General features: G+C 63.3%; 28 protein-coding genes. 15 read left to right on the top strand and 13 right to left on the bottom strand.

What is annotated here, in order from left to right:
* Positions 1–52: 52 nt before the first annotated feature.
* Together HK107_RS14840 and HK107_RS14835 are read left to right on the top strand one after the other, a co-directional pair.
* Positions 53–844, top strand: coding sequence for a 3-hydroxybutyrate dehydrogenase (locus tag HK107_RS14840; RefSeq protein WP_173201194.1), 792 nt, complete (start codon positions 53–55; stop codon positions 842–844).
* Positions 845–853: 9 nt separating this feature from the next.
* Positions 854–1,885, top strand: a complete 1,032-nt coding sequence (locus HK107_RS14835) for a patatin-like phospholipase family protein (protein ID WP_173201192.1) — start codon at positions 854–856, stop codon at positions 1,883–1,885.
* Positions 1,886–1,920: 35 nt separating this feature from the next.
* Here HK107_RS14835 and HK107_RS14830 read toward each other — a convergent pair whose 3' ends face one another.
* The 3 genes from HK107_RS14830 to HK107_RS14820 form a co-directional block, all read right to left on the bottom strand.
* The gene (locus tag HK107_RS14830; protein ID WP_173201190.1) at positions 1,921–2,484 is read right to left on the bottom strand and encodes a type IV pilus biogenesis protein PilM; all 564 of its coding nucleotides are present in this window, start codon (positions 2,482–2,484) and stop codon (positions 1,921–1,923) included.
* Positions 2,485–2,664: 180 nt separating this feature from the next.
* A complete protein-coding gene (locus HK107_RS14825) occupies positions 2,665–3,243 on the bottom strand; it encodes a hypothetical protein (protein WP_173201188.1) in 579 nt (192 codons plus the stop codon).
* 18 nt (positions 3,244–3,261) lie between these two features.
* Positions 3,262–3,984 carry an SOS response-associated peptidase gene (locus HK107_RS14820; RefSeq protein WP_173201186.1) on the bottom strand — a complete coding sequence of 241 codons (723 nt, stop codon included), beginning with the start codon at positions 3,982–3,984 and terminating at the stop codon, positions 3,262–3,264.
* A gap of 11 nt (positions 3,985–3,995) precedes the next feature.
* Between HK107_RS14820 and HK107_RS14815 the strand changes: the two genes are divergently transcribed.
* The 3 genes from HK107_RS14815 (at position 3,996) to HK107_RS14805 (ending at position 5,496) form a co-directional block, all read left to right on the top strand.
* A complete protein-coding gene (locus tag HK107_RS14815; RefSeq protein WP_173201184.1) occupies positions 3,996–4,409 on the top strand; it encodes an NUDIX hydrolase in 414 nt (137 codons plus the stop codon).
* A gap of 4 nt (positions 4,410–4,413) precedes the next feature.
* Positions 4,414–4,800: a TIGR02301 family protein gene (locus HK107_RS14810; RefSeq protein WP_173201182.1), complete on the top strand. Its 387-nt coding sequence runs from the start codon at positions 4,414–4,416 to the stop codon at positions 4,798–4,800.
* A gap of 75 nt (positions 4,801–4,875) precedes the next feature.
* Positions 4,876–5,496, top strand: coding sequence for a hypothetical protein (locus HK107_RS14805; RefSeq protein WP_173201180.1), 621 nt, complete (start codon positions 4,876–4,878; stop codon positions 5,494–5,496).
* Here the strand turns inward: HK107_RS14805 and HK107_RS14800 are convergent, their stop codons facing one another.
* Positions 5,497–6,438 carry a M23 family metallopeptidase gene (locus tag HK107_RS14800; RefSeq protein ID WP_173201178.1) on the bottom strand — a complete coding sequence of 314 codons (942 nt, stop codon included), beginning with the start codon at positions 6,436–6,438 and terminating at the stop codon, positions 5,497–5,499.
* On the bottom strand, positions 6,439–6,666 hold the full coding sequence (locus HK107_RS14795) for a DUF2093 domain-containing protein (protein ID WP_173201176.1): 228 nt from the start codon (positions 6,664–6,666) through the stop codon (positions 6,439–6,441).
* Positions 6,667–6,808: 142 nt separating this feature from the next.
* On the opposite strand from HK107_RS14795, the gene HK107_RS14790 reads away from it, so the two are divergent.
* The 6 genes from HK107_RS14790 to HK107_RS14765 all read left to right on the top strand — a co-directional run bounded on the left by HK107_RS14790 (position 6,809) and on the right by HK107_RS14765 (position 10,042).
* Positions 6,809–7,126 (top strand): AtpZ/AtpI family protein, encoded by a 318-nt coding sequence (locus HK107_RS14790; protein WP_173201174.1) that lies wholly within the window; start codon positions 6,809–6,811, stop codon positions 7,124–7,126.
* Positions 7,123–7,950, top strand: coding sequence for a F0F1 ATP synthase subunit A (locus tag HK107_RS14785; protein WP_198912425.1), 828 nt, complete (start codon positions 7,123–7,125; stop codon positions 7,948–7,950). The genes HK107_RS14790 and HK107_RS14785 overlap by 4 nt, the downstream gene beginning before the upstream one ends.
* Before the next feature lie 46 nt (positions 7,951–7,996).
* Positions 7,997–8,221: a F0F1 ATP synthase subunit C gene (locus tag HK107_RS14780; RefSeq protein WP_173201172.1), complete on the top strand. Its 225-nt coding sequence runs from the start codon at positions 7,997–7,999 to the stop codon at positions 8,219–8,221.
* 10 nt (positions 8,222–8,231) lie between these two features.
* Positions 8,232–8,816, top strand: coding sequence for a F0F1 ATP synthase subunit B family protein (locus HK107_RS14775; RefSeq protein ID WP_173201170.1), 585 nt, complete (start codon positions 8,232–8,234; stop codon positions 8,814–8,816).
* Positions 8,813–9,418 (top strand): F0F1 ATP synthase subunit B family protein, encoded by a 606-nt coding sequence (locus HK107_RS14770; RefSeq protein WP_233061530.1) that lies wholly within the window; start codon positions 8,813–8,815, stop codon positions 9,416–9,418. Before HK107_RS14775 ends, HK107_RS14770 begins: the two co-directional genes overlap by 4 nt.
* A gap of 66 nt (positions 9,419–9,484) precedes the next feature.
* Positions 9,485–10,042, top strand: a complete 558-nt coding sequence (locus HK107_RS14765) for a hypothetical protein (protein WP_173201168.1) — start codon at positions 9,485–9,487, stop codon at positions 10,040–10,042.
* On the opposite strand, the gene HK107_RS14760 is transcribed toward HK107_RS14765, so the two are convergent.
* The 8 genes from HK107_RS14760 to HK107_RS14725 form a co-directional block, all read right to left on the bottom strand.
* Positions 10,039–11,526: a BCCT family transporter gene (locus HK107_RS14760; RefSeq protein ID WP_173201166.1), complete on the bottom strand. Its 1,488-nt coding sequence runs from the start codon at positions 11,524–11,526 to the stop codon at positions 10,039–10,041. The two genes, HK107_RS14765 and HK107_RS14760, sit on opposite strands and share 4 nt — an antisense overlap.
* Positions 11,526–12,224 carry an SURF1 family protein gene (locus HK107_RS14755; protein ID WP_173201164.1) on the bottom strand — a complete coding sequence of 233 codons (699 nt, stop codon included), beginning with the start codon at positions 12,222–12,224 and terminating at the stop codon, positions 11,526–11,528. The genes HK107_RS14760 and HK107_RS14755 overlap by 1 nt, the downstream gene beginning before the upstream one ends.
* Entirely contained in the window at positions 12,221–12,547 is a 327-nt protein-coding gene (locus HK107_RS14750) for a DUF983 domain-containing protein (protein ID WP_173201549.1), read from the bottom strand. The genes HK107_RS14755 and HK107_RS14750 overlap by 4 nt, the downstream gene beginning before the upstream one ends.
* Positions 12,548–12,592: 45 nt before the next feature.
* Positions 12,593–13,531, bottom strand: coding sequence for a cytochrome c oxidase subunit 3 (locus tag HK107_RS14745; RefSeq protein ID WP_173201162.1), 939 nt, complete (start codon positions 13,529–13,531; stop codon positions 12,593–12,595).
* Between the two features lie 164 nt (positions 13,532–13,695).
* Positions 13,696–15,393: a SulP family inorganic anion transporter gene (locus HK107_RS14740; protein ID WP_173201160.1), complete on the bottom strand. Its 1,698-nt coding sequence runs from the start codon at positions 15,391–15,393 to the stop codon at positions 13,696–13,698.
* Between the two features lie 103 nt (positions 15,394–15,496).
* Positions 15,497–15,970 (bottom strand): phosphoribosyl-AMP cyclohydrolase, encoded by a 474-nt coding sequence (locus HK107_RS14735; protein WP_173201158.1) that lies wholly within the window; start codon positions 15,968–15,970, stop codon positions 15,497–15,499.
* A gap of 119 nt (positions 15,971–16,089) precedes the next feature.
* A complete protein-coding gene (locus tag HK107_RS14730; protein WP_173201156.1) occupies positions 16,090–17,472 on the bottom strand; it encodes a dihydrolipoyl dehydrogenase in 1,383 nt (460 codons plus the stop codon).
* A gap of 57 nt (positions 17,473–17,529) precedes the next feature.
* Entirely contained in the window at positions 17,530–17,772 is a 243-nt protein-coding gene (locus HK107_RS14725) for a PGPGW domain-containing protein (RefSeq protein WP_173201154.1), read from the bottom strand.
* Between the two features lie 186 nt (positions 17,773–17,958).
* Here HK107_RS14725 and HK107_RS14720 point away from each other — a divergent pair, with 186 nt between their 5' ends.
* From HK107_RS14720 to HK107_RS14705, 4 genes are all read left to right on the top strand, one after another.
* Positions 17,959–19,476, top strand: a complete 1,518-nt coding sequence (locus HK107_RS14720) for a UbiD family decarboxylase (RefSeq protein ID WP_173201152.1) — start codon at positions 17,959–17,961, stop codon at positions 19,474–19,476.
* Positions 19,477–19,531: 55 nt separating this feature from the next.
* The gene (locus tag HK107_RS14715; RefSeq protein ID WP_173201150.1) at positions 19,532–22,498 is read left to right on the top strand and encodes a S8 family serine peptidase; all 2,967 of its coding nucleotides are present in this window, start codon (positions 19,532–19,534) and stop codon (positions 22,496–22,498) included.
* Positions 22,499–22,553: 55 nt separating this feature from the next.
* The gene (locus tag HK107_RS14710; RefSeq protein ID WP_173201148.1) at positions 22,554–23,522 is read left to right on the top strand and encodes a hypothetical protein; all 969 of its coding nucleotides are present in this window, start codon (positions 22,554–22,556) and stop codon (positions 23,520–23,522) included.
* Between the two features lie 73 nt (positions 23,523–23,595).
* Positions 23,596–24,576, top strand: a complete 981-nt coding sequence (locus HK107_RS14705) for a sulfotransferase family protein (protein WP_173201146.1) — start codon at positions 23,596–23,598, stop codon at positions 24,574–24,576.
* Positions 24,577–24,750: the final 174 nt, after the last annotated feature.

Genomic DNA, 24,750 nt, shown 5'->3' with positions numbered 1-24,750 from the left:
GGGCGCTCTTTCGCCTAGTGGCGGCGGGAACTCTCAAGAAGGACCACCCCCCATGTTCGACGATCTCAAGGGCCGCAAGGCCGTCATCACCGGCTCGACCTCCGGCATCGGCCTCGCCTTTGCTGAAGCGCTGGCGAAGATGGGGGTCGACATCACGCTCAACGGGTTTGGCGACAAGGACGAGATCGAAGAGAACCGCGCCCGCATCGCTGGCGAGTACGGCGTCGATGTCCGCTATGACGGCGCGGACATGACCAAGCCTGAAGAGATCCGTAGCCTGATCTCAAGCGCAGAGGCTGCCCACGGCCGGATCGACATTCTCGTCAACAATGCCGGCATTCAGAAGGTCGGCCCGATCGACGAGTATGATGACGCAACTTGGGACCGGATCATCGCGATCTGCCTCAACTCGAACTATCACACGATCAAGGCTGCGCTTCCGGGCATGAAGAGCCGCGGCTTTGGCCGGATCGTCAATGTGGCGTCAGCACACGGACTTGTCGCCTCGCCCTTCAAGTCGGCTTATGTCGCGGCCAAGCACGGTGTCGTTGGCCTCACCAAGACCGTCGCCCTCGAGGCTGGCGAGGACGGCGTCACCTGCAACGCCATCTGCCCTGGTTTCGTCAAGACCCCGCTCCTCGAAGCTCAGATGGCGGACAATGCGAAAGCCCGCGGCATGACCGAGGAAGAGGTGAAGGCCAAGCTCTTGAGCGACGCCCACGCGACCAAGGAGTTCGTGACCTACGAGAACCTCACAGCGCTTCTTTGCTACCTCTGCTCGAATGCAGGCTCGGGCTCGACCGGCTATCCTTACGCGGTCGACGCTGGCTGGACTGCGCACTAAATCGGTCTGATGGCGGAAAAGCGGAAATCACTGAACCTCGCACTTCAGGGCGGCGGCGCGCATGGCGCCTTCGCCTGGGGGGTCTGCGACAAGCTCCTTGAGAGCAAGAAGATCAAGCTCAACGCCATCACGGCCACCTCGGCAGGCGCGATGATCGCCACCGTGCTCGCCTACGGCATGCACCTTGGCGATGACGAAGGCGCGCGCGAGAAACTGGATGAGTTCTGGGAAGGCGTCAGCAGGCTGAAGAATCCCTTCGAGCTGCCGATGACGTCCCCGCTCCCCTTCTTTCAGGAGCTGCAGACCGCCTGGACGGCCCAGGCGATGGGCGCTGTGACGAGCGCCTTCTCGCCCTACCAGCTCAATCCCCTCAACTGGAACCCGCTCCGCGAGCTCGTCGACGACATTGTCGACTTCGACCGCCTGCGGGAATGCAACAAGATCAAGCTCTTCGTCAGTGCAACGAATGTTCGCACAGGGAAGGTTAAGGTCTTTAGGCGCGAGGAGATCTCCATCGACGCCTGCATGGCCTCGGCCTGCCTGCCTCACCTTTTCCAGGCGGTGGAGATCGACGGCGAGGCCTATTGGGATGGCGGCTATATCGGCAACCCCTCGCTCTGGCCGCTCTTCTACGAGACGGAGGTCGAGGACCTGCTCCTCGTCCACATCAATCCGATGGTCAGGAACGACGTCCCCACCACTGTCCCGGAGATCGAGAACCGCCTCAACGAAGTGACGTTCAATGCCTCGCTCCTCAAGGAAATGCGGGCCATCAACTTCGTGCAGAAGCTCCTGCGTGAGGGTTGGATCAAGGACGAATACCGGGACCAGCTCTCGGACATCAAATACCACGCGATCCGCGCAGACACGTTCCTCGACGACTTCGCCCTGCCGACGAAGTACCAGACCGACCTCACCTTCCTCCGTGAGCTGAAGGCTATCGGCCGGGAGGCTGCGTCGAGCTGGATCGACAGCCACTGGGACCAGCTCGGACGCGAGAGCAGCTGCGACCTGCAGGCAGAATTCCTCGGCAACAGCTAGGGTTGCGGGGCCCTCAAGGGAGCCCCGCTCTTGGATCAGTTGATCGCGTCGAGGCGGCGCTCAGCATCTTCTGCAAGGCGGACGTCGCTGGCAGGCACGTCTTCCAGTGCTTCACCGAGGAGGGCCACGCGGGCGAGGACCTTCTCGATCGGGCCCGGAATGAAGGCTTTCTCGAGGCCCGTCAGCTCATCAAGGCGCTGCATCTCGGCGAGGTCATCATCGTCCATATCGAGGCGGATGATCGCAAGGATCAGGCGGTTGCCAACGTCAGCAAACTGACGGGAATTGCGGAAGCCGTTTTCACGGATCACTTCGCGGAAGGTGCCGCGCAGCTCAGGGTCATCTTCGATGCCCTCAACGATCCGGCTGAAGAGGACGATCTCGCCATCGCGGTCGATGAGGAGGTCAAGGGCCTCGCCGGGCGAGCTGATATCGAGGTCGACGTCGATATCGAGATCTTCGAACGGGCCTTCATCCTCAGCCAACGTCTCAACGGCGGTCATGAAGCGGTCGACCTCGTCAGAGGTCAGAGGCGATGCTGCGAGAGCGCTCGCAGGCGCTACGAGCAGAAATGCAAGCAGTAGACGGATAATCGGCACAGGTTCTTCCTCCCAAAGCCATCACACGGGTCCCGATCCCCGCATAAAAACTGCGGCCACGCCGCGCCCTGCCGGCTGTCCCTTGCCGACCACACTCAGGTAGGAACGCAAAACGGGCCCATGAAGGGCCCGCCTGCGGTTTTTGCGACGAAAATGTAAGAAAAGGCGGTCGCGCTCGCCTTAGCTGCCCAGAGCGTCGAAGCGCGGCTTGTACTTCTTGGCCAGCGCCACATCGCTTTCGGGCACATTTTCCATGGCCTTGGCGATCTTCAGCATCGGCTCGATCATCTGACGGGCTTGCGGCGGCAGCATGTCGAGGCCTCCCGCGCCGACCATCTGCACGGCCTGCTCCATCTCACGGAGGTCCCGGTCGGAAATCTCCACCCGGGCCATGGCCAGCATCAGCCGGTCACCCACCGACGCGAACTCCGGCATGGACGAGAAGCCAGCCTTCTTCACCTCAGCCTCCATGTCACGCCGCGCCTCGGGGTGCTTGGCGAGCATGTCGACCATGTTGGCGAACATTTTGAAGCGGCCGTTCTCGTCGATCATATCGCCGACAGCCTGCGCGGGGTTCTTGCCCTCGCTCTCGCCCATCACGTCCAGCTCGACTTCGGGATAGCGCTCGTCAAAGTCTTCGATGGCTTCTGCGACGGTGAGAAATTGCTGCACCTCCTTCTCCTTGAGAAGGTCGGCGGCACTGGCAGCCGTGGGCCACGCAAAGAGAATGACCAGGAACGGTCTCAGCAGGTGTTTCATCGGGTTCTCCCTCATTGTTCAAAGCAGCCTGGTCCTGAGCGGAGGCGGTGCCTCCTCCGAACGCAGCTCTCCTTCTTCGATCGGTCTGACAAGGTATTCGCCCTCAGACTTCCAGCTTCCGACCTTCCGGTCCACCGGCCAGAACACGTAATCGGCCTGGGGCGCACGAACGATGTCCCATGCGGGCGTGTCGTCGGTCTCATCGACATCGAGCCAGAGGGGATAGTCCTCAGGCCGCACCACCACAGGGGTCCGCCCGTGGATCTTCGCCACCGGCCCTTCGCTCGCGCGCGTCAGGAAGGCGGCGGTCCTGATCTCCGACCCGTCCGCGCCCAGCCAGTCCTCATAGAGGCCCGCCAGCGCAAAGAGCGGCATGTCCGCCCCCGTGGTGATCAGATAAGGCTGCTTCACCCCGCGCTCGGTCCGCCATTCATAGAAGCCGTTCAGGGGAAAGAGGCAGTGCCGCCGCCGCCAGGCATGGCGGAACATCGGCTTTTCGTGGGCGGTTTCGGAGCGGATGTTGATCATCGGCTTCTTCATCCACTTCCCTTCCTTGTCCCAGGCGGGAACGAAGCCCCAGCGGACGATCTCGTATTTCCGCTTGCCTCCCTCACCGATGATGACAGACACGGGCTGGCTCGGCGCGATGTTGTACCTCGCCGGGAAGTTGTCGGTGATGGGCACGTCGAAATGCTGCCCAATATCAACCGGCGTGTCTTTGAGAGCGTAGCGCGCGTTCATGGGAGTGAGCCTTGCCTGACCAGAAGCCCATCGTTGCGGTTGGCGGCGTCGTCCTCAAGGGCGACGAGGTCCTGCTGATCAAGCGGGGACGTCCTCCCCTGCGCAAGCACTGGTCGATCCCGGGCGGCAAGGTCGAATATGGCGAGCCGCACATCGATGCCCTCAAGCGCGAAATCCTCGAAGAGACTGGCGTCATCTGCGAGCCCATCGGCCTGATCGGCGTCTTCGAAGCTCTCCCCGATATCGGCGGCGACAAGCACTTCGTCATGGTCGACTATGCCTGCCGCTATGTGTCCGGCGAGGTGACCCCCGGCGACGACGCGATGGATGCCGAGTTCCTGCCCATCCCCGAGGCCCTCTCCCGCGTTGCTTGGGACGAGACCCGCCGGGCCGTGCAGGGTGCGCTGAAGTTTGCTAGGGACTGAGGCGATGCTTGCCCTCGCAGCCCTGCTCCTCGCGCTCCAGGCCGACCCGCCGCCGTCCACTGCACCCGATGCCAAGGCGGTGTTCGAGGAACGGCAGGAGGATCTCATCACCCTCGCAGGGGCCCTCGGCGGTCTTCACAGGCTGAACCAGCTCTGCCCCGGCTATGGCCGAGTCTCGATCTTTCGCGACAGGATGAAGGAGATCATCGACGGCGAGAAGCCGCCCCGGGACACGCGCGAGCAGATGATCGCCAACTTCAACACCGGCTATAGGCGCATGACCCGGCTGCACTTCACCTGCAGCGCTCAGGCGGAAGCTGACTTCAGAAGCGAAGCCCTCGCCGCTTATTCGGTGAGCGAGAAGCTCTCCGCGCCACTGTTGGTGCGCTGAACGCGCAAACCCCGCGCTTGACCCCGAACCGCTGCCGTATAACACTTCGTTAAGGGTTCAAGGCAGGGGTATTGGATGTTCTGGCGCGCGATGTCGGTCCTGGTGATCGCACTCACCCTCGTGGTGAACGTCTTCGCCGTGACTGCGCTCTTGGATGCCTGGGAGATCGCCGACACCGCGTGGAAGCCTGAGCTCTACCAGCTCGGCAAGATCTATGTCGTGCCGATCGTCCTTCTCTCGCGGACTATCGACGGGCCGATTACCTCATTCCTCAGCGAATGGTTCACGCTGCCCTGCTGGTGGATTCACCTCTTCGCCATCTATGGCGCGAGTGCCGGGGCCATCTGGGCGGGCACCATGTCCGTGGACGAGCGGTCGAACCGCATCAGCGAGATCAAGCGCGGCGGCGCGTCGATCTTCTTCCCCCTCGCGATCATCGGCTATATCGGCTCGCTGATCATGCAAGGATTCCGGAACCGGGTCGTCTCGACGTTCCTCGCCAAGCACACCGGCACGGCGCTTCTCTACACGATTGCGGTCTTCGGCCTCTACGCCGCGGCCAACTGGGCGAACGCCAACTATCTCGATGGCCCGCCCTATCCGGGGCAGGAAGTCGAGCTCAAGAACGCGACCCCCTGTCCTGTCGTCCCGGTCCCGACGGACGAGGAGCTAGCTGCCCCGATCGCGCTCCGCTGATCAGTTCTGCGGCGCGATCATCGGCGGCACGAGAAGCTCCGGGTCCATCGGCGTGCCATTCCAATTGAGCGTCCAGTGAAGGTGCGGCCCGGTCGAGCGGCCCGTCGACCCGACGCCGCCAACCACTTCGCCCTTGGCGACGATCTGCCCCGGCTTCACGTCCACAGAGCTCAGATGCATGAACACCGTCTCGAGCCCCTGGCCGTGGTCGATAAAGATTGTTCCGCCCTCAAAGTAGAGGTCAGGCTCGGCCAACGTCACCTTACCCGTCGAAGGCGCCTTCACCGGCGTGCCGACGAACTCGTCATAGGAGACACCGGGGAAGCGCGCGATGTCGGTGCCTGAATGCGGACGCCTCGGCTCGCCGTTCAGGATTCGCTGGGCCCCCATCTTGGTGGAGATCCGGCCCCTCAGCGGCCAGTCGAAACCAGCCCGCCAATAGGGCGTGCGCGAAGGATTGGCCCGTGCAGCGTTCTTGATCTCACGGTCTGCCGCGATCTTGCTCAGCTGCTCCTCCGTGTAAGGCGTCACCTTGCTTGGCGGCAGGCCGTCGACACGGCTGATGGGAAATTCACGGTCACCGATGGACAGCGTCCGCTTCTCCGAGCTGCCATCGGTAAAGATGACCTCGAGCTCGGCATTCTCCGTGCGGTCGCGACCGAAGCCCAAGGCAAAGTGCCCGTCCTTGTCGACCTGCACCATCTTGCCGTCGAGGAAGACCTCCGCACCGGGCTCGGTTTTCCAAAAGCTGAGTCCAGCCTGAACGATCCGTCCCTTATACTGTTGCAGCCGCAGTCTCTTTCGCTCGGTCACGTTCTCAGGCTCGGGCCGCGGAGCTTCCTCCGCGACAGTTGGCTTAAGCGAGGGCGGCGGCTGGGTGCTCGCCGTCGAGCAGGACGACAGAACTGTCGCAGCCAGAAGCGCGGCGTAACGATAAGTCATCTAAAAGCCCTCGCCGTTCTTCAGGGCTTCGTCGCGCACCCTGTTGGCGGTTGCGGCGTCGACATAGGGCTCCTGCCTGTCGACGCTCCAGTAGCGCAGGTCGCGCAAGGGAATCGCTTCGCCCGTCACGGCGCAGCGGACAAAACCGCCGGCCCTCAGGACCTCAAAATCGGCGTCGAGATAGCGCAGTTTCGCTTCCCCGCCGCCACTCAGATCAAGACTGTTCATGGGGTTCACCTAGGGCCATTGGCCCCATGCGGCCAAGCTTTCTCTTTGTAAGGCGTTTGCTGGCGTTGACCCGGGCGAAGGGCAGATATAGAGGGCGCGGCGAAATCTTTCGCGGCGCGCAAAATCAGGTGCTGCCGACTTCATGAGCGACGACGATCACAAGCGCTCCGACCTCGACGACTTTGGCGACAGGCTCGCCAAGGCTCGGGGGGAGGAGAAGGGGTCCAAGGATGAGGACCGCAAGGCGATCGGCGCGGCTGCCGGAGATGGCCTGAGGGTCGCGATTGAGTTTTTCGTGTCGGTGCTCGTCGGTTGCGGGCTCGGCTACACCATCGGGAGCTTCTTGGGCTCGGCGCTGGTTGGATTGTTGATTGGGATGCCGTTCGGTTTCGCCGCCGGTCTCCGCACTGTGTATCGCAGCCTCAAGATTGGGGCGGCTGATGAGGAAGAAGAGACATGAACCTCGGACTGGTTGAGCGGTTCCTGCCTGACATGCTGCGCCCCTTCGCTGCGGGCCCGATGGAGCAGTTCGAGATCGTCCCGATCTTCCCGCTGTCGTTCAATGGCGCGATCGACCTTTCCTTCACCAACGCATCGCTCTGGATGGCGATCGTGGTGGGTACCTCGCTCCTCTTCTTCACCCTCGCGACTCGCAGGCTCCAGCTGATCCCCGGCGGCACGCAGTCGATGGGCGAAGTCGCCTACGAATTCATCGCAGGCATGGTCCGCGACACGATGGGTGATGAGGGACGCCAGTTCTTCCCCTTCGTCTTCACGCTCTTCACCTTCATCTTCCTGTGTAACCTCCTCGGCCTCCTGCCCTCGATCCCGGGCTCGCCAGCCTCGTTCCACACCTTCACCGTGACTAGCCACATCATCGTGACCTTCGTCCTGGCGATCCTCTCGGTGGGCCTCGTGGTGGTCTACGGCCTCATCAAGCACGGCTTTGGCTTCCTGAAGCTCTTCGCGCCGTCGGGTGTTCCGCTCTGGCTGATGCCGCTGATCGTGCCGATCGAGATCATCTCGTTCCTGTCGCGCCCGGTCAGCCTCGCCGTCCGTCTCTTTGCCAACATGCTGGCAGGTCACGTCGTCCTTAAAGTCTTCGCAGGCTTCGTGGGTACGCTCCTGACCGCAGGCGGCGTCCTCTCGGTCATCTCGATCGTGCCGCTCTTCGGCATCGTTCTCGTCTTCCTGCTCGAATTCCTGGTGGCTTTCCTCCAGGCCTTCGTGTTCGCCATCCTCACCTGCATCTACCTGCAGGACGCGCTCCATCCGAGCCACTGAGTTTCACTAACCCGCAAACCAAACGATCATCACAAGGAGTATCACCATGGACGCGGAAGCAGCAAAGTACATCGGCGCAGGCCTCGCGGTTCTCCCCCTCCTGGGCGTCGGCCTCGGCCTCGGCATTATGTTCGGTCAGTTCCTCTCGGGCGCTTTCCGCAACCCGTCGGCCACCTCGGGCCTCACCGGCAACTTCTTCATCGCCTTCGCGCTGACGGAAGCAACGGGCCTCTTCGCCCTCGTCATCGCCTTCCTCATCCTGTTCTCGTAAGAACCTGATGATGCGGCGGCACCTCGCGGGCGTCCTTGCGGCGCCCCTGCTGGTCGGCACCGCTCTCGCCGCCGCGCCCGCTGAGGGCGAGGCTGAGGGCGGACTGCCCCAGCTCAACACCGAAACCTACGCAAGCCAGGTCTTCTGGCTGCTGATCGCTTTCCTCGTTCTCTATCTCCTGATGTCGCGGATCTTCCTTCCGCGTCTCGGCGGGATGATCGAGGAGCGTCGTCAGCGCGTGGCCGACGACTTCGACAAGGCTGCCGAGTTCAAACGGCAGGCTGAAGAAGCCGAGGCTGAGTACAAGCGCGCCCTCAGCGACGCCAAGGCCCGTGCCTCGAAGATCGCTCAGGAAACCCGCGACGAGATCGATGCGGAGATCCGCGCCATGCAGGCGGACACCGATCAGAAGCTCGAAGCCGAGATCGCGGCGGCCGAAGCCCGGATCGAGGAAACCTCGGCTCAGGCGGCAAGCGCTGTCCGTGAAGCGGCCCGCGAAACCACCCGCGCGGTGGTCATGGCCCTGATCGACGAGCAGCCCAGCGACGACGCCGTCGATGCTGCGCTCAAGTCGGCGGAAGGAGCCCGCTCATGATGTTCTTCATCGAAGGCCAGGACACCGACCTGATCGACGAGACCGAGGCGCAGCTCTCCGAGGACCTCGGCGCCAAGGAAGCGACCTACGGCGAAGCCTATGACGGCGACAAAAGCATCCTTGAGGACACCAACCTTTGGGTCCTGATCGGCTTCATCGCAGTCATCGGCCTCTTTGTCTGGCAGGGCGTCTTCAAGAAGCTCGGCACGTTCCTCGATGGTCGCGCCAAGACCATTCAGGACCAGCTCGACGAAGCGCGCTCCTTACGTGAGGAAGCCCAGAAGCTCCTCGCGGACTACCAGAAGCGCCAGCGTGAGGCCGAGACCGAAGCCGAGGGCATCATCGCCCAGGCCAAGGCCGACGCCAAGACGATGCAGAAGGACGCCAAGGCGAAGCTCGAAGAGCAGGTCGCACGGCGCACCCAGGCTGCCCACGACCGGATCGCCCGCGCGGAGGCTCAGGCCCTCGCCGATGTCCGCGCCCAGACCGCTGACCTCGCCGTCGACGCGGCGCGCGAGATCATCAAGGCCCGGACCGACGGATCGGCCCAGAAGGCCCTCCTCGACCGCGCCATTGGCGACATTCGCGGGAAGTTGAACTGACGCAGCCTAGGAACCTTTGTTCCAGCAGATATGTCCCCAAGACCTAGCAGTCTTGGGGACTTTTTTATGCCCATCCGCACCCTTCTCCTCACCGCAGCAGGCGCCCTCGCGCTCTCCGCGTGCTCCTCCCTGCCCTTCCAGAAGGAAGAGCTGACTTTCGCTGAGCAGCTGCAGGAAATCGAAGAGGACTGGACCGACGGCCGCAAAGATGTCGAGCGCGGCAAGGAGATGATCTCCAAAGGCGAGGAGAAGCTCGAGAAGAACAGGAAGCGCCGTGAGCGCCGCCTCGCTTCCCTTGAAGCCACCGAGAAAGAGATCGACGACCTCCGCGTCGAGATCTCAGGCCTCGCCCTCACCGCTGGCACCAGCGAGATCGAAGACAAGGCCGACCGCCTGAAGCGCCTCCAGGGCTACGCCAAGGAGCACGCGGAAGAGGCCAAGGACGCCGAGGACGATATCCGCGACGCGCGCAAGAAGATCGAACGCGGCGAAGCCCTGATCGAGGCAGGCACGCGCGACATGGAAGAAGCCGAGCGCCGCTACTACGAGGACGCCGGCCGGGCGCTCGACAAGGAAATGGCGAAACGCCTCGGCCTCGACGCCGATGAGAAGGGCAAGGACTAGCGTCCAGACCCCTTTTTCCTCAGCGTCAGGAGCGCGGCCACCCCTTGCGCTGCCAGAAGGAAGGTGAGCGGGACCGCTCCCGCCACCGCTAACGCCCGCGTTGCATCCTGCCCCTTGTCGGACAGGACCGCAGCGCCCGTCAGGACCGCGAGCATCAGCCCCCAGAACATCCTGCCGCCGCGGCTCGGGTCAGGCTCTTCCTCCGAAAACATAGCCATGACGTAGGCGCCGCTGTCCGCGCTGGTGATCAGGAAGATCACCACAAGGATAATCGTCACGAGCTGCATCAAGGCCGTCAGCGGCAAATTCTCCAAGAGAACGTAGGCCGCCTGCGGCGCTGTCCCGAAGTCCGTAACGCCAAGATCCACACCGCCAGCCTGCAGCGACAGCGCTGTCCCTCCGACCACGGAGAACCAGACCAGCGTCATGAGCGACGGCACGATCACAGCGGCGAAGACAAAGCTCCTCACCGTCCGGCCACGGCTGATCCGGGCAAGGAACACTCCGACGAACGGCGTCCAGGCCACCCACCAGAGGAAGTAGACGAGCGACCAGGCCCGGGTCCATTCGCGCCCAGGACCGTCATCCCTCAGCGTCGTGGAAAGCTCCACGAATTGAGAGAGATAGGCACCCGCCGTCTCAAGGCTTGTCGCGAAGATCTCGCCTGTCGGCCCTGCCACGAAAATGAAGACGAGGAGCAGGCCAGCCAGCATCATGTTGATATTGGAAAGGACCGCGATGCCCTCGCGAAGCCCAAGCCATGCAGACCCGAGATAAGCCACCGTCAGCATGAAGAGGAAGATCGCCTGCGCGCTCGCCCCCTCCGGGATCGCTCCCCCAGTAAGGAGCGCGAGGCCCGCATTGATCTGGAACACCCCCTGCCCCAGCGAAGCGACCAGCCCGAAAAGGAGCGCCACCAGCGCGACAATATCGATGGCCCGCCGCGCCGGTCGCGGCAGGAACTTGAAAGGCCGGCTCGGAAGGATCGACTTCGTCACATCCTGCGACAGGCCGATGGCCACCGCCGCCACGGCGTAGATTGCCCACGCATGAAGCGACCAGTGAAACTGCGTCAGGGCCAGCGCACGGCCACGCGCCTCCTCCGTCCCCGGAAGAACACCGTCTCCCGGGGGCGGATCGAGGAAAATGATGAGGGGCTCTGCTGCGCCCCAGAAGACGAGCCCCGCGCCCATCCCGGCGGCGAACATCATCGCCACCCACGTGATGGCCCTGAACTCAGGCTCGGCCTCCTCCCCGCCGATCTTCACCCGCCCCTTGGGATGGACGGTCAGGATGATGCAGACGACGAGGCAGAAGGAGGCGAGGAACAAGGTCCAGCCATCGAGCGTCTCGAGGAAAACCCGCGCAGCCCACTGCGCCCCTGCGGTGAAGGGGCCGGGGAAGAGAAGCGCGGCCACTGCGGTGAGCGCTGCGATGAGAACGAGGACGCGGCCCTTCTTCAGGAAATCGAAGGCGCCACCCATCAGCGCTTCCGCGACGTCAGCAGCGTGACGGCGAAGAGCCCTGCGGCGAGGCCATACCAGGTGATCGCGTAGCCCAGATGATTGTTCGTGAACGTCACACGGGTCGTCCCGCCCCTTGGAAGCTCCGTCGGCAAGGTGCTGTCGAGGATGAAGGGCAGGACCTCGCCAGTCTCTCCGGGCGCAAGATAGGCGGCAAGCCGCTGCGGATCGCGGGCATGGAAGACCCCGTCTTCGGGCCTGTCCGGCGGAGCGAAAGCGCCCGCCAAGCCGCCCGTCTCGCGGTAGGGTCTGATGAGACCCGTCATCGCCTCGGCATCGGGAAGGGGATAGAACTCCGCCCTCTGATCGTTCGGCACGAAACCGCGATTGATGACGAGCACTGCGCCTTCAGGCTCGTCGAGCCGCATAGCCTGGAAGGCGTAAGCGCCGGGCATACCATCATAGGTACCGGGTACGTGGGCGGTCTTAGCGCTTGGGAAGCCGCCAACCGCTCTGACCGGTTGGTAGGCGATCTCCGCATCCTCGCGCCCGAGGACCTCAGGTAGCGGGATTGGCGCAGCCTCGACCCGCGCCTCGACCGTCCCGATGAGCTCGGTTTTCCACTGGAGGCGCTTCACCTGCCACGTGCCGAGGGTGAGGAGGATGGCGACGGCCACTGCCGAAGCGATCCACAGGCCGGGACGCACGGCAATCTTCACGACAGGCGCCCTTCGGCGGCTTTGTTCTTGTACTGAAGGCCGATCAGGAGGCCCTTGGCAGGCCGGAGGATCAGGAGGGTCGCGCCGATGGTGAAGGCAAAGCCGATCAGCAGAGCTGCACCCGCGGGCATCTCAAACCCTGCGAGCAGGATGACGACAACCACCACGGCGAGAAAGCCAACGATCGACATAACGAAGAAGGCCGGGCCATCGCCCGAATCGGCAAACTCGAGATCGAGACCGCAAGAGCCGCAGGTCTTCGCGACAGTGAGATAGCCGGAAAAGAGCTTCCCCTGACCGCAACGCGGGCAGCGGCCACCCATGGCGGCGCTGCCCGGATCAGCGGTGGTGGGGTAATCTGCCAAGCCTTAGCTCAGCAGGCCCTGGTTCCCGAGGACGTAGATCGCGGCGAAGAGGAAGAGCCAGACGACGTCCACAAAGTGCCAGTACCAGGCCGCCGCTTCGAAGCCGAAGTGGCGCTTGCGGGTGAATTGGCCAGAGAGGCCGCGCACCATGCAGACGGCGAGGAAGATCGTGCCCACCAGGACATGGAAGCCGTGGAAGCCCGTCGCCATGAAGAAGCTCGAGCCGTAGATCGTGGAGCCAGAGAACTTGAAGAGATCGCCAGCGATCGCCTCGTAATACTCAACGCCTTGGAAGAAGGAGAAGATCGCGCCGAGAAAGACCGTCGCGTACATGCCCCACTTGAAGCCGTCGCGGTCGCCGACCTGGAGGGCGTGGTGGGCCCAGGTCACGGTGGTACCGGAGAGAAGGAGGATGATCGTGTTGACCAGCGGAAGTTGCCATGGGCTCAGCGGCTCGACACCGCGCGGCGGCCACTCACCGTTGAGGGCGTGGAACTTAGCGTCGTTCTGAAGATAGGCAGGCAGCCCCTCGAGGTTCAGCATCTGCGTGCCGTCAGCGAGAAGCACCGCTTCACCCGCTTCGGGGAAGAGAGCGCCTGCGAAGAAAGCCCAGAACCAGGCCACGAAGAACATGACTTCCGAGAGGATGAAGAGGACCATGCCGTAGCGCAGGCCGATACGGACCACGGTCGACGTGTTCTCACCGGTCAGCGATTCGCGAACGACATCGCGCCACCAGCCAGCCATGCAGAACAGGGTCGAGGCAAGGCCGAGAATGAAGAGCCAAGGGCCTGAGATGAAGAACAGGCCCGCTTCGCCTTCAGCGGTCGTGTGTCCCCAGCCGACCGCGCCGAGCATCATCAGCATCGCAGCGATCGAGGTGACCAGAGGCCACGGGGAAGGATTGACGAGGTGGTAATCGTGTTTGACGTCGGCAGCCATGGGATACTCTTTGGATTTCGCCGCCTGATAGCGACGGGAGCGCGTGAAGGCAACGTGGCATTCGCCTCTTTGCACGAGCTGTGATGAGGGACGGGTAAAGACCGGCGACGAAAAAGGGCGACCCCGAAGAGCCGCCCTTCCCAGACTTTGATGGCCGAAGCCCCTTAGGCGGGAGCGCCCTCAGGAACCGTGCCTTCTGCCGTGCCCGACGAGGCACCGGCGAGGTAGGTCTCAGCGCGTTGCAGGGCCTGCAGGCGCGTGATGTCGACATCGGTCTGACCCGCAAGCGACAGGATGGCGAGGCCATCGAGCATCTTCCGGACCTCAGCATTGACGTTGCAAAGGATCACGTGGCGGTTCTCCCGCTTCGCGTCCTCGATGATCGATTGCAGCGCATAGACCGCCGATACGTCGATGGTCGGCATCTGGGTGAAGTCGAGGATCAGGACCTCGCGACCCTTCACGTTCTGGCGCACTCGGTGGGCGATATCCGCCGCTGCGCCGAAGCTCAGCGGGCCGGTGAACTCGAACATACGGATCCGGCCGTCGGCCTTGTCGTAGATCGCCTTCTCCTCATCGGTGAAGCTCACGAAGCGCTCTTCGCCGATGGCTTCGAGCTGCTCCTTGGCCACCGACTGGGCAAAGCCGAGGGCGGCAAGGAAGACGCCGAGGCCAACCGCTGCAATCAGATCGAAGAACACCGTCACCAGCAGCACCAGCGCCATCAGGATCAGGTCCCAACGCGGCCCTTTGTGCGAGCGGGTGATGTAAGCGAAATCGATGATGTCCCAGCCGACCTTCACGAGGATACCGGCCAGCACCGCGTGCGGGATCTCAGCCGCCAGCGGGGTCAGCGCGACCACGATCAGGAACAGGAGCGAGCCTGCAATCATGCCCGACAGCTTGGTCATGCCGCCGGTCTTGATGTTGACCATCGTCCGCATCGTGGCACCCGCGCCAGGGATCGCACCGAAGAAACCAGCGATCGAGTTACCGATGCCCTGGCCGATCAGCTCCTTGTTCGAATCGTGACGCGTCCGGGTAGCGTTGTCGGCCACGAGGCTCGTCAGCAGGCTGTCGATGGCCCCGAGAAGAGCGAGGATGATCGCCGATTCGAGGATCAGGAAGCCAAGCTTCGGATCGAGGTTCGGGATGACAAAGGCCGGGAAGCGGTCACCGAAGGTCTCAAAGACCGGGATATCGGAGACGAGCTTCGGCACCTGATCCGCACCGAACGGCAGCGCGAGCAGCGTGCCGATGATGAGCGCTGCAAGGGCGCCGGGCACGAACTTGCCGATCGACTTGGGCCAGAAGAACACGATCCCCAACGAGACAAAGCCGATCACCGTGGCGATCGGGTTGAGGTTCATGATGGCGCCCGGGATCGCCTCGATGCCGCCCAGTGTGCCGCCACGCTCCGGCGCGCCGCCGAAGAGCCTTGAGGCCTGCAAGAGAATGATGATCACCCCGATCCCTGACATGAAGCCGGAGATCACCGGATAGGGCACGAGGCGTATGTACTGGCCCACCTTGAAGATACCGAACAGGATCTGGAGGATACCCGCCAGGATCACCGCGGCGAAGATGATGCCCGAGACCTCGGCGAAGTCGGCGTTCCGCTCGGCCGTGATCTCGGCCACGAGGCCTGCGAAGACGACGACCATCGGACCCGTAGGACCTGTGATCTGGGTGTTGGTGCCGCCGAAGGCCGCGGCGAAGAAGCCGGTGATGATCGCGCCCCAGAGGCCTGCGATCGGTCCCGCGCCTGACGCTTCGCCAAAGGCGAGCGCTAGCGGGAGGGCGACGATACCGGCGGTCACGCCGCCGTAAATGTCACCCTTGATGTGTTTGAAGTCGAACATGTGTTCCCTACCCTGAGAGTTTTTGGGGAGTGCTCAGCCCCGCGCCGCCCTATCCGCGGCGCGGGAGTGGCCGCCCGTATCCGGACGGCCCAGCCTGCTCAGCTTATGGCTGGTAAGGGAGCGACGAGTGGTGGAGGACGATGCGGAGGGTGCCCTCGGCGTCCTTCTTGTAGCCCCAGCTCTTGTCGACCTTGGTGACGTTGCCGTCCTTGTCGGTCATGGTGACCCAGCCCATCCACATGGCGACGTCGCCTTCGATGAAGTGCGCAGCCGTCTCCGAGGTACAGGTGCGCCAGCCTTTGATGCCGAAGCCGCCATCGAGCGGGAAGTCGTCATCATGGCCGACGAAATAGGAGAGCGCGCCCTTCTTGGTCGGGCGGAAGGTCTTCTCACCGCTGGCAAGGGTCGGTTTGAACAGAACGTCGCCCATATTGTAGCCGTAGGCGGCGTCCAGCACGCTGTCTGCCAGCGGCCGGGCTTCGTCGATGCCGCCTGATTCATAGGCTTTGGCGATAGCCACGAGGGCGTCGCCCCAGGCTTTGCGGGCGTCGGCGAGTTCCTGTTCGGTGATCGTCATGTCGGCTCCTTGCTCGAGTCTCATTGTTCGCCGCGGAGGCGGCGCCTCGGGATGACCTATTCGGGGGAACTCCTCAAGCAAGGTCGTGTCGCAGCCAGCGCTCCGGCCCGCGCGGGATTTCAATCGGATAGGTTTCGCAAAGCTGTCCTCAGACCCTCTTCCGTCACCGGATGATAGGCCGGCATCTCCTGCGCTTCGGAGATGGTTATCTCCTGCCGGAGCATCAGCGCGAGGATGTGAGCGTGGTGCTCAGCGTCAGGCCCGATCATCTCGGCGCCGAGGATCTTCTGGTCCTTCGCCGAGCCGTAAATGCGCAGGATGCCCTCATTGCGTCCCTCGCAGATGGCGCGCCCCTGGTCCGAGAAATCAGCGCAGCCGATGAGGAGATCATCGCGGTCCTCGACCTCGGAGAATCGCTTGCCGACCTGCGCCATCGAAGGCTCGGTGAAGCAGATGCCCATGGTCGGCGGCGCGTCCGCCTTCCCTACAGATGGCCAATTCGCTGCGTTTCGGCCCGCCGCCTCCCCGGTCCAGTTGGCGCGGGGGAGGACCATCGTCTCCGCATCGGCATCGCCAGCGATGAAGACTGGCTTGTCTTCACTGCCACGGCAGAGGCGGGTCAGCTCATCGAATTGAGGCGTGCCCTGATCATCGAGTTCCAAGCCCGCCTTTTCGAGATTGAGGTCGTTGAGTGACGGCTTGCGTCCCGTGGCCACGAGTACGGCATCGAAGCCTTCTGTCTGCGGACCATCACCCTCAGCAAGCTTGACCGAAAAGACGTCCCCCTCCCACCCGAGAAGCTCGAATTCTGCATCCGGGAGGAGGCGGAAATGGCCCTTCAGAATCGTCTCGGCTGCGCTTTTCACAAGGGGGTCCGATAGGAAAGAAATATCACCTCCCTTCGAAAGGCACGATACCTCCACCCCCAGGCTCGCCATCGAATCGGCAATTTCGCAGCCAATGACGCCCGATCCGAGAATCAGGAGCCGCTCGGGAAGGCCGTGAAGCTCGAAGATATCCCCGACCGTCATGAACCGGCCGCCGGTGGCTTCAGCAATATCGCCGGGGATCACGGCCTCGGACCCTGTCGCAATGACGATCCGCTCGGCCTCGACCCTCCGCCCACCGACGTCGAGGATCCCGGGTGCGAGAAACTTCGCGCGCCCGCGCAGGCGTTGGGCTTCGGGGATTGCCCGATAGCCCTCGATCACCCCGTCAACGAAGTGATCCCGCAGCCGGCGCACGCGCTTCATTACCGCAGGCCCGTCGACTTTAACGCTCGTCTTCACACCGAAGCTCTCGCCGCCACGTGCGGTGGCAGCGACCTTGGCCGAAGCGATCAGCGCCTTGGATGGCATGCAGCCTTCCCGGGCGCAGGTCGTGCCGAGGGGACCGCTTTCGATCAGGAGGACGTCGTCAGTCAGCTCCCGCGCTGAACGGAACGCAGCGAGCCCGGCGGTACCGGCACCGATAACGGCAATCTTGCAGGAGACATCAGGCATCGCTTCCACATGGGCGGCAACACCATCGGGACCATCACTGTTTCAGGAGAAGGGCGCTTAGGGCGCAGTTTTTTCAATCGCCGTGCGAATCACAGGCGGGCAACGGCGCTTCACCTTGCGGAGGCCATTGTCCACGGCGGGAGAGCGTCGGCGCAGGGCGCGAACGGCGTTCTGGATCGGCTTGAAATAAGGAGCCAGCAGCAACAGCCCGAAGGCGATCATCAGCAGGCCGACCGGAATAGGCAGCGGGAACAGCACGAGCCCGAACACGACCAGCACACTACCAGTCAGTTTGTGCACGAATGTCAGGAGACTTGCTGTTAGCGGGCCCATCGATCCTCCATGTTGCGACCGTGTAACAAAGGACACGGTCAGCTTCAATTGTAATTTGTGCACCCTCTGCACCGGGTGAAACCACGTTACGAGATTTTCGCCTGCGGCTTAACGGAGCGTGACGTCGGATCGAAGCTGCGGCAAGGGGCCAAAATGGCATACCGTTCCCTGCGTGACTTCATCGCGAAGCTCGAGGCTGAAGGCGAGCTTCTTCGCGTCTCAGAGCCCATCTCCACCGACCTCGAAATGACGGCGTTCCACAGGGAAATGCTGCACCGCGGCGGCCCTGCGATTCTCTTCGACAACGTGATTAACGAGCGCGGCGAAAAATCCGAGATGCCAGTGCTGGTCAATCTCTTCGGCACGGTGAAGCGGGTCGCGATGGCCGTCACCTTCGGCGGCAAGGAGCGACGCACTGGTGAGGAGCTACGTGAGGTAGGCGAGACCCTCGCCTTCCTCCGGCAGCCCGAACCGCCACAGGGCCTCAAGGACGCGATGGAGCTCCTGCCGCTGGCGAAGCAGGTCCTCGCGATGCGGCCCTCCTCCACCAAGAAGGCACCCTGCCAGGAAGTCGTGCTCACCGGCGACGACATCGACCTCAACCGCATCCCGATCCAGACCTGCTGGCCCGGCGAGCCCGCGCCGCTCATCACCTGGCCGCTGATCGTCACCAAGGGCCCGTCGGACAAGCGCGAGGACGCCTTCAACCTCGGCATCTACCGGATGCAGCGCCTGTCGAAGAACAAGACCATCATGCGCTGGCTGAAACACCGGGGCGGGGCCCAGCACCATCACCGCTGGTCCAAGGAAAAGTCCGAGCCGCTGCCCGCAGCCGCCGTCCTCGGCGCAGACCCGGGCACGATCCTCGCCGCCGTGACGCCAGTGCCCGACACCCTGTCGGAGTACCAGTTCGCAGGGCTCCTGAGGGGCAAGAAGGCCGAGCTCGTCGACTGCAAGACCGTCCCGCTGAAGGTCCCGGCAGAGGCAGAGATCGTCCTCGAGGGCCACGTCAGCCTTGAGGAGTATGCCGACGAAGGTCCCTATGGCGACCACACGGGCTACTACAATTCCGTCGAGCCCTTCCCGGTCTTCACCATCACCGCGATCACCATGCGGAAGGACCCGATCTACCTCTCGACCTTCACCGGCAGGCCGCCGGATGAGCCCTCGGTCCTTGGCGAGGCGCTGAACGAGGTCTTCATCCCCCTCCTCCGCCAGCAATTCCCGGAGATCACCGACTTCTGGCTGCCGCCCGAGGGCTGCAGCTACCGCATCGCCGTCATCTCCATGAAAAAAGCCTACGCAGGCCATGCCAAGCGCGTGATGCTCGGCGCGTGGAGCTATCTGCGGCAGTTCATGTACACCAAGTGGGTGATCGTCGTGGATGACGACATCGACGCGAGGAACTGGGAAGATGTCTGGTGGGCCATCTCCACCAAGATGGACCCGGTGCGCGACATCACGACGCTCGAGAACACGCCGATCGACTATCTCGACTTCGCTTCGCCCGTTTCTGGCCTTGGTTCCAAGATAGGCCTCGACGCCACGGACAAGTGGGAAGGTGAAACCAACAGGGAGTGGGGCGACGAACTGAAGATGGACGGCGATGTTGAGGAGAGGATGACAGCGCTGATTGACCGATTGACCTCTGCGCCCGGTCAGGCACGATAGAAGTTAACAGACTACGTCGCTGGGGCAGGCGGCGCGAATTCTAGGGTGGTACGCGATGACTTTGGCCAGAACACTTCTCACCGCGGTCGCGGCGCTGACCCTGGTTAGTGCCTGCACCCAGGGTGGCGGTGGTAACGACACGCCTCCCGCCCCGACGCCAACACCTGCACCGCCTCCCCCTCCACCGCCGCCTCCCCCTCCGGCCAACGAGGCACCGGTCGCGTCCTTCACCTTCAGCTGCACAGAGCTGGTCTGCGACTTCACCAACACCTCGACCGACGACAATGCCGTCACGGGGCAAGAGTGGAACTTCGGTGACGGAACCATCGTCACAGATCCCAATCCGGCCCACACCTATGCCGCTGACGGCACGTACACGGTCACGCTGATCGTCAGCGACGCCGAAGGGGAAACCGGCTCAGCGACACAAGACGTGACGGTTTCGGCTGCCGCACCGCCGCCTCCACCACCTCCCCCGCCTCCGCCCGGGCCAACCCAGGGCACGATCAACGGCCAGCTTCTCGCCGACGCGATCCTCGTGGTGGACAGCGATCTCAACGATGCTCCCGCAGGCGCATCTTCGAACGACGACACATCCTCAGCCCAGCCGATCAACAATGATGCGGAAGTCAGGGGTTGGGTCTTCTGTTCAGGCAGGACGAGCGGCTCGACCCCGTGTTTCGCCGGGTCCGACCAGCAGGATTACTACCGCGCCGAGCTGCAGACCGGGCAGCGCATCTCGCTGACGATCGCGGACTTCGATCCGAACATTCCTGACCAGCTCGATCTGGACCTCTATCTCTATGACGAGAGCGGTACGCTTGTGACCTTCTCCTTCGCCTTCTCCGCGAAGATCGAGCAGATCGTCGTGCCAGAGGACGGCACCTACTTCGTCGTGGCCGACGCGTTCGCAGGCGGCTCGAACTACATCCTCCAGATCACACCGCCCTCCTCGACGACACCGCAGCCGATCGGGACGATGCACCTCAAGGACATGGCACCTGAGCGCCTGATCCTCGCCCAGCCGCAGCTTGGCCCTCTCCCAGTCGAGATCGCCGAGGTTGAAGGCCGCCGGGCGCTCGTGCGTCCTGAGGCTGGCGAAGAACGCGCCCGCCAGGTGCACCTGCCCGTTGGCTCGCTCCTTCCGCCCGAGAGCGGTCCGCTTTCGCTCAGCTTCGCCGAGGAAGCCTTCGGCATCCTGCCAGAGGCAGCACGCGACCCTGAATACGCGGCAAAGCTCGCGCTTCTTCACCGCATGAAGGTCGCCAATGCCGAGCGCGGCGGCGCGTTCTTCGAGGCCTATGCCTACCCGCGGATGCACGCCGTCGATCCGCCACCGGACCCGAACCTCCAGTGGAACCTCGGCGCCGTTCACTGGCAGGAGGCCCTTGAAGACCTCGAAGCGAACATCGCCGATCCTGACCGTCCGCTGGTCGCCATCCTCGACAGCGGCGTTCTCTCCGCACACCCCAAGATCGCTCCAGTCATGGTCGACGCCCGGGACTTCGTCCCATCCTTCATCGACGGTGATGGCTTTGATGCGGAGGCTGAGGAAGACGTCGTCACCGACGAGGAGAATCCTGGCGACTGCTTCGACTTCCACGGCACCCACGTGGCGACCATCGCCACCGCTCCGCGTGAAGGTGACCCGATCAACGGCCGCGACATGGTCGGTGGTCTTCCGTTCGCGGATCTTATGATGCTGAAGCTCGGCTACAACCAGGGCGACCGCTGCCGCCTGATCGTCGGCGACGTTCCCGCTGCTATCCGGTACGCGGCAGGTCTCACCAACAATTCAGGCGAACTGCCCGCGCGCCGCGCTGACGTCATCAATATGAGCTTCGGCGGCAGCAGCCCGGACAGCGCCACCCGCGCTGCCGTGGAAGAAGCCGCCGCTGCAGGCGTTATCATCGTCGCGTCAGCAGGCAACTCAGGCGATGATCCGTCGGAGAACGGACCAAACTATCCGGCCTCCTACCCGGAAGTCTTCTCGGTCGCGGCAACCACCATCGACAATGACCGCGCCAACTATTCCTCGTTCTACCCGCAGGTCGAAATCGCTGCACCTGGTGGTGAGTCGAGTACGGACAATAATGGCGACGGCCTCGCGGACTCCGTCATTGGCGGCGTCGGCAGGCTCAGCAATGACGGTACCCGCTTCGTTGCGCGCTACGCTCTTTATCAGGGTACGTCGATGGCAGCCCCGATGGCTGCCTCCGGCTTTGCCATCATGAAGTCGATCTACCCCGAGCTGACCACCGAACAGGCGCACCGCGTCGTTGAAGAAGGTCTCCTCACGGAGGATATCGCCGACCCGGGCCGCGATGACGAAACGGGCTTTGGTCTCCTCGACTTCCGCAAGATGGTCGACATCGCCCTCCAGCTGAGGGCCGATGCCCTCGACCTGCCACCGGACTTCAGGCTCAACCCGCCGGTGATCGATCTCGGCAACATTCGCGAGACCGAGACCATCGAGATCACCCGCGCAGGCGATCCGGCCTTTACCATCGACAGCCTCGTCGTCTCGGTTGAGGGTAGCGACGTTGTCGTGCCTGATCCTGTGGCCGAGACCATCGATGCCCAGGGCTTTGGTACCTACGAGCTGAACATCGACCGGAACGCGTTCGAGCCCGGTGAGTATTTCGGCGAGATCACCGTCACCGCGTCGAACGGCTCAAGCAAGCTCATCCCGCTCAGCTTCGACATTCCTGAGCCAAGCCTCCTCGCCGAGACCGCTCCTGCTCGGATCCTCCTTGAGCGTCAGTTCGAGCCCGGCACTTTCATCCAGATCCAGGAGCTGACACCTGGCGGGGCTGGCTCAGAGTTCACCCTGGAAGGCCTGTCTGACGGTTTCTACAGGCTGCGGTTTACCACCGACATGGATGCTGACGGCGAAATCTGCGACGCTGGCGAGCTTGGCGGCACGTTCCCGGGCGGTGACTGCCTCGGTGAGGAAGTCTTCGAGATCCCCGGCCAGGAAGGCGAGCTGATCGAGGCCGTGCTGCGCCGACTGCCAGAGTAGGTTGGGCGGCAGGCCTTTTGCAGGCCATATGGGACGGAGCACTTGGAGTCCCTGAATGTCCGGCGTTGACCTGCCCTTCGCCCAAGAACCTGAGGTTGAGACCAACAGTCTCGCCGAGAAGGGCCGTTGGTTGAAGTCAGCTTTCGCAGCCCGTCTTGGCGAGCCGCTGATCTGGCTGGCTGTGGTCGTTCTCCTGTTCTTCGTTCTGGACACGGGGCTCCGCGCCTATTGCCAGGGTGGACGCTGCGGCGTGGGCCTTGGCCCTGCTGGTGGCCTCCTCAATATCGCCTTGCTCCTCGGCATCGGGTTCACCCTCAAGGCATCCTTCGGTCGCTATCTCCAGGAGCGGACCCAGTGGCTGGCTGCGCTCCTCGCCGTCATCCCCGTGGCCTATCTCCTCGCCTACCCCCGCGTGACCGTGCCAGCGCCTGCCGCTGCGCAGGTCGTGACAGAGCCCCAAGCGGTCACTCCATCACCGGTTAATCCGGCACAAACCGAAGCCATCACGGCAGAGCTCGAAGCGGCCTCAGCCATGCTCGCCGCCGCGGAGGAGCAACAACGGCGCCTGAGATCCGAAGTGGCTGCCCTCTCCGCAAGGCTCGAAGCCTTGGAAGCCGCTCCTCCCGTCACCGAAGAAGCCGTACGGGCCATCGCCGCCGAGACACTTCAAGGCGTGGAGGCGGCCGATGAAGAGGCCTTGTCCGTCCTCCTCGAAGAGCGCGAAGACGCCCTCGAAGCGGCCGTTGCCGACCGCCTGCGCCGCGAGGCGAGCCTCGCCACCGTTGGCCCGAGGATCGCTGAAGCCGGCCCGCTCGTCCGCGAGGTCCCTGCGCTCTCCGAAGAGCTCCAGCAGGTCGCCGAACGGCTCGAGCTCTCAGAAGCCGGGGTCGAAGCGCTCGCCACCGACCCTGACCGGCAGAGCTGCATCACCACGCGGCTGGCCGAGCGCGGCGCGCTGATGACCATGAACCAGCGGCTCAATCCTGAGCGTTTTGCCGACTATCTGGCGCCCTGCTTCGAATAGGGCCTCACCCACTCTTTAACGGTTTGTGGCGGTGCAATATGTTAGGCCGTCCTGTCTTCGCGTGGAGCTTTTGATGCTGTCTTCGGAACCCGTTCTTCTCGTCGGCCTGCCGCGTAGTGGATCGACGTTGCTGAACGCTATCGTCAATCAGTGTCCTGACACCTATTGCCTCAATGATCTCTACATCCTGCAGCTCATTGATGAGCAGGGCAGCTGGGACCGGTTCGCGAATGACGAGCAGGCCGAGGCTGTGCGGCTGCACCTGCGGGGTAAGATCGAGCGGCAGTCCGGTGTTGGCCTGCCTGAGCGCATCGAGTGGACGGCGCGGATGACGCCTGAGCAGCTTGAGCGTGCGCTGTCGGTGATCGATGGACCTTCGATCCGTCGTGGGCACTGGGCCGAGATGATCGACGATGTGATCTCTGCTGCTGCGAAAGCTTGTGGGAAATCGACTTGGGGTTGGAACACTCCTCAGGATTACCTGCATAAGGAACGTGTGCTGAAGGAATGGCCGAAGGCGAAGTTTATCTTCAACCTTCGTGATCCGAAGTCGATGCTTCGTTCGTACAAGTTCTATCCGCATGATACGGAGCGGGCGCGGTACCATCCTGCTGCGCAGAGTTTTGCTTGGCGGAAGGCTGCCCGTGCCTATGAGGTGATGGCGGAGGAGATGCCGGAGCAGACGTTGCTTCTGCGGTACGATGACATTGTTCGTCAGCCCTCGGTGGAGATAGCTCGGCTGAACACTTTTGCCGGAACGTCTGTGGACGAAGGGTTGGAGCTTGAGAGCCTTGGGCGCAACACGTCCTATGGCAGCGGCGAGAAGAAGCCCAAGGGCTCGGTGGAGCCGTTTGAGCTTTGGCTTTCGGACCAGGTTCTGTTCCGTGAGCGGAAGGCCCTTGGCTTTGATGCGACGCGGCACCCGTTCTCGTTCAGGGGCGTGGGCGTGACGGCCGGGAACTCGCTCAAGTTCCTGTCGCGATACGGTACGCTGATCGCCTCGGACCCCAACATCCGCCGCAGGGTCGGCCGGATGCTAGGCGGTGCAAGCTAGGCCCTAGCCAGCGCGAAAAGCCGCCCTTGGGCGGTTATCTCATGATATGCGGGGGCGGAGCGAACGGCTCGTTTGCGCGCATAGAGTAGATTGTACGCAGACGAACCGTCCGCTCCCGGCGCTTTATGCGAGAGGCCATGTCCGCGGGCTTTTGAGACCGGCGGCTAAGCACTT

It is taken from the genome of Parvularcula mediterranea (genome assembly GCF_013085255.1).
In the GTDB taxonomy this organism is placed as follows: Bacteria; Pseudomonadota; Alphaproteobacteria; order Caulobacterales; family Parvularculaceae; genus Parvularcula; species Parvularcula mediterranea.
This window is presented reverse-complemented; position numbering and strand designations above follow the sequence as displayed.